The following is an 8761-nucleotide window of genomic DNA, read 5'->3' on the forward strand; positions in this document are numbered from 1 at the left end:
CAGCGCGCCGGCGCCCTCGGCATCAAGGTGCAGTGCTCGGGTCGCCTCGGCGGCGCCGAGATGAGCCGCACCGAGTGGTACCGCGAAGGCCGGGTGCCGTTGCACACGCTGCGCGCCGACATCGACTACGGAATGCGTGAGGCCAAGACCACCGCCGGCCGCGTCGGCGTCAAGGTGTGGCTGTACAAGGGCGACATCACCCCGTACAAGAAGGCCAACGACGACAAGATCGCTCGCGAAGCCGCAATGGCCGTCGGCGAGACCTCGGGCCAGACCGCATCGGCGGGCCCCCGCAAGGTCGTGTCGTCCGGTCGCCCCGGTGGCGCCCCGGACACCGCGCCGCCCTCCGAAACCCAGCCGTTGGTCCGCGAAGCCGATCCCGAGCTGGAGCAGTTGCTGACCGAGGAAGCGGCGATCGACGCCACGCCCGCAACGGAAGCCGCTCCCGCGACGGAGACCGCTCCCGAGACACCCGCAGCCGAGACCAGCGGAAAGGAAGGCTGACCATCATGTTGATGCCCCGCAAGGTCGCACACCGCAAACACCACCGAGGCCGTACCCGTGGCCTCACCAAGGGTGGTTCCGGACTCCACTTCGGCGAGTACGGCATCCAGGCTCTCGAGCCGGGTTGGATCACCGCCCGCCAGATCGAGGCTGCCCGTATCGCCATGACCCGCGCCATCAAGCGCGGTGGCAAGGTCTGGATCAACGTCTTCCCCGACAAGCCGGTCACCAAGAAGCCGGCCGAGACCCGCATGGGTTCGGGCAAGGGCAACCCGGAGTTCTGGGTCGCCGTCGTCAAGCCGGGACGGACGCTCTTCGAGCTCTCGTACCCCGACGAGGAAACAGCCAAGATCGCTCTGAACAAGGCGATCCAGAAGCTGCCGATCAAGGCCCGCATCATCACGCGAGAGGACATCGTCTGACATGGCCGGCAAGCAGAACGACCTGGCCGAACTGTCGATGGGTGAACTCGTCGACGAGTTGAAGGCCACCAAGCAGGAAGCGCTCAACCTGCGCTTCCGCAACGCAACCGGACAGCTGGAGAACACCGCCGAAATCGGCAAGGTGCGCAAGCAGATCGCCCGGATCAACACCCTCATCCGCAGCAAGGAAATTGCTGCCGCAGAGGCAGGACAGTGAGCATGGCTGAAGAAACAACCCAAGCATCCGACGCCGGCACGCCCCGCGCCGCCCGCAAGGTGCGCGAAGGCACCGTCGTGTCGAACAAGATGGACAAGACCGCCGTCGTGGCCGTCGTGTCCCGCGCTCCGCACGCCCGCTACAACAAGATGGTGCTGCGCACCACCAAGTTGCAGGCGCACGACGAGACCAACGACGTCAACATCGGCGACAAGGTCCGCGTCATGGAGACCCGCCCGATGAGCAAGAACAAGCGCTGGCGCATCACCGAAGTGCTGGAGCGTGCCAAGTGATCCAGCAGGAGAGCCGTCTGCGCGTTGCAGACAACAGCGGAGCCAAAGAAGTGCTCTGCATCAAGGTGCTCGGTGGTACCCGCCGTCGCTACGCCTCGATCGGTGACGTATTCGTCGCCACGGTCAAGGACGCGATGCCCGGCGCAGCCGTCAAGAAGGGCGAAGTCGTCAAGTGCGTCGTCGTCCGCACCAAGAAGGAGAAGCGCCGTCCCGACGGCAGCTACATCCGTTTCGACGAGAACGCAGCCGTTCTCATCAAGGACGACATGACGCCTCGCGGCACCCGCATCTTCGGCCCGGTCGGCCGCGAGCTGCGTGACCGCAAGTTCATGCGCATCGTGTCGCTGGCACCGGAGGTGTTGTGATGAAGCTCAAGAAGGGTGACACCGTCGAGGTGATCACGGGCAAGGACAAGGGCAAGCAGGGTGAGATCGAATACGTCTTCCCGAAGTCCAACAAGCTCATCGTGAACGGCGTCAACACGGCGTCGAAGCATTCCAAGCCGAGCCGTGCCAACGAGCAGGGCGGCATCATCGACAAGGACATGCCGATCGACGCCAGCAACGTGATGCTGGTGCACAACGGCACCACCGTCCGCGTCGGCTACAAGGTCAACGACGATGGCACGAAGGTGCGCATCGCCCGGCCGTCCGGAGAAGAGATCTGATGGCCGAGACCATGACCTCCAACGAAACGCTTCCCCGTCTGAAGCTGAAGTACAACGACGAGATCGCCGCTGCGCTGAAGGAACAGCTCGGCATCGAGAACGTGATGCAGATTCCGAAGCTCGACAAGATCGTCATCAACATGGGGATGGGTCGCGCTGCGAGCCAGCCGTCGCTGATGGACGCCGCGATCGAGGACCTCACGGTGATCTCCGGCCAGAAGCCGATCGTCACCAAGGCCAAGAAGTCGATCGCGAACTTCAAGCTCCGTGAGGGCCAGGCCATCGGGGCCAAGGTCACGCTGCGTGGAGATCGCATGTGGGAGTTCCTCGACCGCCTCGTGTCAGTCGCGATCCCCCGGATCCGCGACTTCCGCGGCCTTCCCGCCCACTCGTGGGACGGCCAGGGCAACTACACCTTCGGGCTCAACGAGCAGTCGATGTTCGCCGAAATCGATCCCGACAAGGTCGACCACCCTCGCGGGATGGACATCACGATCGTCACGTCGGCCACCGACGACGAGGCCGGCTACGCGCTCCTCGACGCCTTCGGCTTCCCCTTCAAGAAGGGCGAAGACGCCGCCAACGCACCCCGCAAGAAGCGCCGCAAGCGTCCGCTGTACGGCAAGAAGAGCAAGTGAACTGAGCTGACATGGCAAAGAAAGCACTCATCAACAAAGCCAACAAGAAGCCGAAGTTCAAGGTGCGCGCGTACACACGCTGCCGCCGCTGCGGCCGTCCCCGTTCCGTCTACCGCAAGTTCGGACTGTGCCGAATCTGCCTGCGTGACCTCGCTCACGCCGGTGAGATCCCCGGTCTGACGAAGAGCTCGTGGTGAGCCGGAAAGGAATCGAAGAATCATGCTGACTGATCCCATCGCTGACATGCTCACCCGTGTCCGCAACGCCAACACTGCGATGCACGACGAAGTGCGGATGCCCTCCTCCAAGCAGAAGGTGGCACTCGCCAAGGTCCTCCAATCCGAGGGCTACATCGCCGGATTCGACACCGCCGACGCCCCCAAGGGCCCCGGCCAGGTGCTGACCATCCAGATGAAGTACTCCGAAGATCGTGATCGCACGATCAGCGGAATCCGCCGCATCTCGACCCCCGGCCTGCGCGTGTACCGCCAGGCGAACGCGATCCCTCGCGTTCTCGGCGGTCTCGGTGTGGCCGTCCTGTCCACCTCGAACGGCCTCATGACCGACCGCGAAGCGCGCAAGCGCAAGGTGGGCGGCGAGGTCCTCTGTTACGTCTGGTGACCTGATGTCTCGTATCGGAAAATCCCCCATCACGGTTCCCGCCGGCGTCGAGGTCAAGCTGACCCCGGGTCACGTCTCGGTGAAGGGCCCCAAGGGTTCCCTCGAGCGCGTGATCCCCGGCAACGTGGGCATCACGATCGAACAGGACGGTGACACCCTCACGGTGAACCGTCCCAACGAGGAGAACAAGACCAAGGCGCTGCACGGTCTGACCCGCAGCCTGGTCAACAACATGGTCATCGGCGTGACCGAAGGGTTCCGCAAGGAGCTCGAGATCCACGGCGTCGGGTACCGTGCCGAGCAGCAGGGCCCCAACAAGCTCCGCATGAACCTCGGCTACAGCCACACCATCGACGTCGAGGCCCCCGAGGGCGTCGTGTTCGAGGTGCCGCAGCAGACCTCGGTGATCGTCACCGGGATCGACAACGAGATCGTCGGTCAGGTCGCCGCCAACATCCGCAGCCTCCGCAAGCCCGAGCCGTACAAGGGCAAGGGCGTCCGCTACGCCGGCGAGCGCATCGTGCGCAAGGCCGGCAAGGCAGGAAAGAAGTAGTCATGACGAAGATCGCACAAGCACGTCGTTCCGGTCGGATCCGTCGTCACCGTCGAGTTCGCAAGAAGATCCACGGAACCGCCGCCCGGCCTCGCCTGGCAGTGTTCCGTTCCAACAAGCACCTGTCGGTGCAGTTGATCGACGACGACGAGGGTGTCACCCTCGCCGCCGCGTCGACCACCGAAGCCGACGTTCGTGCATCCGGGTCGACGGCATCGGTCGAGGCCGCTGCCAAGGTCGGCCAGCTCGTCGCTGAACGGGCCAGGGATGCCGGTATCACCACGGTCGTGTTCGACCGCGGTGGGTTCGCCTACCACGGCCGGATCGCGGCTGTGGCGTCTGCTGCACGTGACGCAGGACTGGAGTTCTGATGGGTTTCGGAGGAAACAACCAGGGTGGCCGCGGCGGCCGTGACGGTGGCCGCGAGCGCGCTCCCGATCCCGACGGCCTGCGTGAGTCACGCGTCATCACGATCAACCGTGTTGCCAAGGTCGTCAAGGGTGGCCGTCGTTTCTCGTTCACCGCACTCGTGGTGATCGGTGACGGCAACGGTCGCGTCGGTCTCGGATACGGCAAGGCCAAGGAAGTTCCCTTGGCGATCCAGAAGGGCACCGAGGAAGCTCGGCGCAACCTGTTCACCGTGCCGATGGCCGGTGGCACCGTGATCCACGAGGTCCTCGGTCGTACCGGGGGCGGTCGCGTGATGATCAAGCCGGCCGGCAAGGGAACCGGTGTCATCGCCGGTGGCGCCGCCCGCGTCATCCTCGAAGAGGCCGGCGTCCACGACGTGCTCTGCAAGTCGCTGGGATCGGCCAACCACATCAACGTCGCCCGCGCCACGATCCAGGGGCTCAAGCAGCTCCAGCGCCCCGACGACGTCGCCAAGCGACGCGGTCTGCGACCCGACGAGTTCGTGCCGAAGGGCCTGCTCAACGCATACACGGAGAGCAACAAGGATCGCTTCAAGGCGCCGACCGCCGGCTCGTCCGGCGACGCTGCCGAGTCGACCGACGAAGCAACGGTCGCTGCTGGAACAGGAGCCAAGTGATGGCTGAGATCACCGTCACCCAGACCCGATCCGCGATCGGCACCAAGCCCAAGCATCGCGGCACGCTCCGCGCGCTGGGGCTCGGCAGGATCGGCCAGACGAACACACTGCCCGACCGCCCGGAGATCCGCGGCATGATCGCCCGGGTCCCGCACCTGATCGCGGTCGGCGAGAACATCGATGGCCCGCAGGGCAGCACGAAGTCGAACGCCTCCGGTGAAGCGGTCGGCGAGGCCGTTGCCGACGTCGTCGACGAGGCCGCCGCCGAGCAGGCCGATGAGTCCGTTGCCTTTGCCGGCGACGACGGCGTAGAGAAGGAGAGTTGACATGAAGGTCCATGACCTCAAGCCCGCGGCGGGCTCCACGAAGAGCCGCAAGCGCGTCGGTCGCGGTACCGGCGGCAAGGGCGGCAAGACCGCCGGCCGTGGCAGCAAGGGCCAGCGCGCCCGCAACACGGTCCACCGCGCGTTCGAAGGCGGCCAGACGCCGATGCTGCGTCGCCTGCCGAAGCTGAAGGGTTTCCAGAACCCGTTCCGCGTCGAGTACCAGGCGGTCAACCTGCACACGCTGAGCGACCTCGCCGAGAAGGTCGACGGCGACATCACGCCGGCGGTGCTCGTCGAGCACGGCGTCGTCCGCAAAGGCGCGTTCGTCAAGATCCTCGCCCGTGGCGAGATCAACACGAAGGTCGACGTGAGCGCGCACGGCGCATCGAAGGCCGCCGTCGAGGCGATCGAAGCCGCTGGTGGATCGATCACGATGATCACCCTGCCGTTCAAGGAAGAGGGCAAGGCCGGACGCCCGCCCTCATCCGGCAACCAATTCATGAACCGCTGATTCGGTCCGATTCGTCCGACCGCTGCGTTAAGCGAACTCGTCGTTGGCGCAGGCCAACTTCCTCGTCGCTTTCCTTGCACTCGAACGAATCGATCCCGAATCAGCAAGCTGAAGAACTGACTGGTGGCCCGCACGTTCGGTGCGGGCCGCTGGCGTTTTCGGCACGTGTCAACTGGGGTCTGACCCCAGTTGATACGGACGCAGTGAATTCCGGGGTGCCACGCATCGCACACCATCTATGGTCCGGTGTGGGAGGACCACGATGGGCGAAGGTGTCGACAGCGCAGACGGTCTGACGGCCGACGCCGACTCCGTCGACGCGTCACCCGACCTCGACGCCGACCTCGACCCTGGGTCGGGCCGGTTGCGACGGTGGTACCTGGCGCAAGCGCCGGGCGTGGTACTCGTCGCCACGACCATCGTCGCCCTGTGCGGCGGGATCCTGCTGTGGGCGGCCACCCAGACCTCGTTCCCGGCGGTCGGACTCGCCGGCGTGGTCGTCGCGACGGCCGCCGCCTGGGTCACGACCGACTACACGGCGGCACGCTGGCGCAACCCGGGCACGCGGGCGTGGAAGTCGTTCGTGCTCGGCGCCGCGGGGGTCGGAGCGATCGCAGTCGTCGTCGCAAACGAATTGCGCTGGCCGGTCCTCGCGTTCCTTGGCTTGATGGCCCTGACCTTCGGGATCGGACCGTTCGTCAGCGAGGTGCGCAACGCGCGCGCCGACGAGGCCGAACGGTGGATGCAGATCGGACTCGTCGTCGGGTTCGTCAGTTCGATCACGATCGGGTTGCCGGTGCCGACCCTGATCCGCTTCGTCGGGTTCGGTGGACTGCTCGTCGGGTTCGGGCTGTTCACGGGCGGCCTGTCGACGATGTGCGTTCGAGGGGGAGGTGCCCAGCCGCAGTCGCAGGTCCTGAAGATCATCCCCGGTGACGCCCGCACGCGCGGTCTGATCGTCGGCGGTGCCGGACTCGCGGTGCTTCTCCTCGGCCTCGCGGTCCGCTGGGTCCCGGTCGTGACGGTGGGCGGTTGGCTCACGATCGTGGCGATGGTGATGCTCAGCGTGAAGCCGGCCAGGTTCGGAATGTCGACGCTGATGAAGCGATCGATCCTCGTCACCGGGATCGGCCTGGTCGGGGTCTCCGGGTATCAGCTGTACGCGACCGGAACGTTCGGTCGATCCGCGTGGTTTACGGCATTCATCACCCTCTCGGTCGCGCTCGCCGGCGCATGGATCGTCTGGAGAGGAGCGACGCTGTTCCTCGGTGTGATCGTCGGCTTCGCGTTCGTCTGGGGATTGTTCTCGCACACCACGCCCGACGTCGACGACGTGAGCAGCGTGGCCGCGAGCGGTGATGTCGCCGCCGGCGGGGTCGTGGCGTTCGGCGATTCGTTCATCTCGGGAGAGGGCGCACCACAGTTCTACGCAGGCACCGACCAGAGGGGCGACGAACGCAACGAGTGTCGGCGGGCCCCCACCGCGTATCCGGTGCTGATCTCGATGACCGCCGACGGCGGGACGGCCGAGGCGGCCGGGGCCGATCCCGCCGACGGGTTGAACGAGCCGGGTCTCGACTTCCTCGCGTGCTCCGGGGCGAAACTCGGCGAGGTCCTCGAGCTGCGGACCGACGACGTGGTCGTCGACGAGGCCAACCAGACTGCGGTTGACGTCGAGATCGAGCGCGCCGAGGACTCCGGCGACGACGCGACGATGGAATCGATGGAGTCGTTGGGCGCCTCCGACGACCAGGTCCTGGAGGGGGCGCAGGAGAGGGCGGGCTGCGAGATCCCGCAGGCCCGATCGGTCGGGCAGTACCCGTGCGGCCCGGACGGGATCTACGGCTCGCAACTCCAACTCGATCACCTGGCTGCCGACCGCAGCGCAACCGAGTTGGTTCTGCTCAGCATCGGGGGCAACGACGTCCGTTTCGGCGAGATCGTCGCCGGTTGTCTCCTCCCGGGGTCGTGCGCGGAACGGCGCGAGATCTGGCTCGACAACGTCCCCGCGATCGGGCCCGAGCTGACCGAGGCATACTCCGCGATCCGCGACGAGTTCGACGACGACGTCGCGATCGTGGTGATGCCCTATCCGTTCGTGCTCACCGAGGACACGTGCGACGACTCACCGCTCGACCGCAGCGAGCACGAGTTCATCTTCGAGTTCACGACGGTCCTGAACCGCCAGATCGCCACGTCGGCGGCCCAGGCGGGGGTCCACTACTTCGCGCCGGGTGCTTTCGCGCTGGAGGGAAACCGGCTGTGCGAGAGCGACGACCGGGCGATCAACCTGATCCGCCTCCAGCCGACCGACGGACCGTTCTTCTCCCGGCTGAACCCCGGTTCCTGGACGCACAACAGCATGCATCCCAACCCGCTGGGACATCGGATGATCGCCGACGAGCTCCGCGCATGGCTCGATCACGGGGGGATCATCGGCTCCGGGAACCCCGAACCCGCTGACGCATCGGCGGCGCCGCTGCTCGACGTTCGCGTCGCCCGTCCCTTCGCGGTCGACCCCGATGTGGAGCAGACGCTGAGTGAGTCCGGAGTCGGCGAGTGCGGGTTCGAACAGATCGATTCGTTCGCGACGCGGATCGCGGTGTTCGACGAGCAGCCCGAGGACGGAAGCCCGGCACAGGCCTTCCGCGTTCCGGTCGCCGGTGCCGATGCGACCGCGCGGCTCTGCGTCACCGACTCGATGGGGGACTGGACGCACCCCGAACCCGAGGCGGGTTCGTCGCGAGGAAGCGCCGCGACCAGGTTGCCGTCCGCCGCACCTGCGGTCGAGGTGATCGACGGTCGTGTGTACGTCACCGGTGGGCGTCCCGATGAGCGATGCAGCGAGCGCCACGACGAGGACCTGTGTGCGTACCAGTGGATCCTCTTCAGCCCGCCGAGCGACGATCCGGACTCCGCTCTGTCCGAGCGGACCTGGACGTTGCGGGCGGTGCAGTACTG

The 8761-nt window shown here is 66.3% G+C and carries 13 protein-coding genes and 2 pseudogenes; all 15 read left to right on the forward strand.

Annotated elements, in window-relative coordinates:
* Positions 1 to 504 (forward strand): annotated as a pseudogene (locus WBV89_RS14805) (30S ribosomal protein S3); the annotation flags it as partial.
* Between the two features lie 5 nt (positions 505 to 509).
* Complete coding sequence (gene rplP / locus WBV89_RS14810; protein ID WP_423982125.1) at positions 510 to 926, forward strand: 50S ribosomal protein L16; 417 nt, start codon at positions 510 to 512, stop codon at positions 924 to 926.
* Position 927: 1 nt separating this feature from the next.
* On the forward strand, positions 928 to 1143 hold the full coding sequence (gene rpmC, locus WBV89_RS14815; RefSeq protein ID WP_040493561.1) for a 50S ribosomal protein L29: 216 nt from the start codon (positions 928 to 930) through the stop codon (positions 1141 to 1143).
* 2 nt (positions 1144 to 1145) lie between these two features.
* Entirely contained in the window at positions 1146 to 1436 is a 291-nt protein-coding gene (gene rpsQ / locus WBV89_RS14820) for a 30S ribosomal protein S17 (protein WP_423982126.1), read from the forward strand.
* Positions 1433 to 1801: a 50S ribosomal protein L14 gene (gene rplN, locus WBV89_RS14825; RefSeq protein WP_394928238.1), complete on the forward strand. Its 369-nt coding sequence runs from the start codon at positions 1433 to 1435 to the stop codon at positions 1799 to 1801. Before rpsQ ends, rplN begins: the two co-directional genes overlap by 4 nt.
* Positions 1801 to 2103, forward strand: a complete 303-nt coding sequence (rplX, locus tag WBV89_RS14830) for a 50S ribosomal protein L24 (RefSeq protein WP_423982127.1) — start codon at positions 1801 to 1803, stop codon at positions 2101 to 2103. Before rplN ends, rplX begins: the two co-directional genes overlap by 1 nt.
* An 11-nt stretch (positions 2104 to 2114) precedes the next feature.
* On the forward strand, positions 2115 to 2741 hold the full coding sequence (rplE, locus tag WBV89_RS14835) for a 50S ribosomal protein L5 (RefSeq protein WP_423982133.1): 627 nt from the start codon (positions 2115 to 2117) through the stop codon (positions 2739 to 2741).
* An 11-nt stretch (positions 2742 to 2752) separates the two neighbouring features.
* Positions 2753 to 2938 carry a type Z 30S ribosomal protein S14 gene (locus WBV89_RS14840; protein ID WP_348415490.1) on the forward strand — a complete coding sequence of 62 codons (186 nt, stop codon included), beginning with the start codon at positions 2753 to 2755 and terminating at the stop codon, positions 2936 to 2938.
* A gap of 19 nt (positions 2939 to 2957) precedes the next feature.
* The gene (gene rpsH, locus WBV89_RS14845; protein ID WP_423982134.1) at positions 2958 to 3362 is read left to right on the forward strand and encodes a 30S ribosomal protein S8; all 405 of its coding nucleotides are present in this window, start codon (positions 2958 to 2960) and stop codon (positions 3360 to 3362) included.
* Between the two features lie 4 nt (positions 3363 to 3366).
* Entirely contained in the window at positions 3367 to 3915 is a 549-nt protein-coding gene (rplF, locus tag WBV89_RS14850) for a 50S ribosomal protein L6 (protein WP_423982128.1), read from the forward strand.
* A 2-nt stretch (positions 3916 to 3917) separates the two neighbouring features.
* Positions 3918 to 4286, forward strand: coding sequence for a 50S ribosomal protein L18 (gene rplR, locus WBV89_RS14855; protein WP_423982129.1), 369 nt, complete (start codon positions 3918 to 3920; stop codon positions 4284 to 4286).
* The gene (gene rpsE, locus WBV89_RS14860; RefSeq protein WP_423982130.1) at positions 4286 to 4963 is read left to right on the forward strand and encodes a 30S ribosomal protein S5; all 678 of its coding nucleotides are present in this window, start codon (positions 4286 to 4288) and stop codon (positions 4961 to 4963) included. The genes rplR and rpsE overlap by 1 nt, the downstream gene beginning before the upstream one ends.
* On the forward strand, positions 4963 to 5289 hold the full coding sequence (gene rpmD / locus WBV89_RS14865; RefSeq protein ID WP_423982131.1) for a 50S ribosomal protein L30: 327 nt from the start codon (positions 4963 to 4965) through the stop codon (positions 5287 to 5289). The genes rpsE and rpmD overlap by 1 nt, the downstream gene beginning before the upstream one ends.
* Before the next feature lies 1 nt (position 5290).
* A complete protein-coding gene (rplO, locus tag WBV89_RS14870; RefSeq protein ID WP_423982132.1) occupies positions 5291 to 5800 on the forward strand; it encodes a 50S ribosomal protein L15 in 510 nt (169 codons plus the stop codon).
* Between the two features lie 262 nt (positions 5801 to 6062).
* Positions 6063 to 8761 (forward strand): annotated as a pseudogene (locus tag WBV89_RS14875) (hypothetical protein); the annotation flags it as partial.

It is taken from the genome of Ilumatobacter sp., from assembly GCF_049588435.1.
Classification (GTDB): domain Bacteria; phylum Actinomycetota; class Acidimicrobiia; order Acidimicrobiales; family Ilumatobacteraceae; genus Ilumatobacter_A.

Bases quoted from the DNA above. Each gene is read 5' to 3' on its own strand.
- rplP (WP_423982125.1), top strand. From the start codon at position 510: ATGTTGATGCCCCGCAAGGTCGCACACCGCAAACACCACCGAGGCCGT.
- rpmC (WP_040493561.1), top strand. From the start codon at position 928: ATGGCCGGCAAGCAGAACGACCTGGCCGAACTGTCGATGGGTGAACTC.
- rpsQ (WP_423982126.1), top strand. From the start codon at position 1,146: ATGGCTGAAGAAACAACCCAAGCATCCGACGCCGGCACGCCCCGCGCC.
- rplX (WP_423982127.1), top strand. From the start codon at position 1,801: ATGAAGCTCAAGAAGGGTGACACCGTCGAGGTGATCACGGGCAAGGAC.
- rplE (WP_423982133.1), top strand. From the start codon at position 2,115: ATGACCTCCAACGAAACGCTTCCCCGTCTGAAGCTGAAGTACAACGAC.
- WBV89_RS14840 (WP_348415490.1), top strand. From the start codon at position 2,753: ATGGCAAAGAAAGCACTCATCAACAAAGCCAACAAGAAGCCGAAGTTC.
- rplF (WP_423982128.1), top strand. From the start codon at position 3,367: ATGTCTCGTATCGGAAAATCCCCCATCACGGTTCCCGCCGGCGTCGAG.
- rplR (WP_423982129.1), top strand. From the start codon at position 3,918: ATGACGAAGATCGCACAAGCACGTCGTTCCGGTCGGATCCGTCGTCAC.
- rpsE (WP_423982130.1), top strand. From the start codon at position 4,286: ATGGGTTTCGGAGGAAACAACCAGGGTGGCCGCGGCGGCCGTGACGGT.
- rpmD (WP_423982131.1), top strand. From the start codon at position 4,963: ATGGCTGAGATCACCGTCACCCAGACCCGATCCGCGATCGGCACCAAG.
- rplO (WP_423982132.1), top strand. From the start codon at position 5,291: ATGAAGGTCCATGACCTCAAGCCCGCGGCGGGCTCCACGAAGAGCCGC.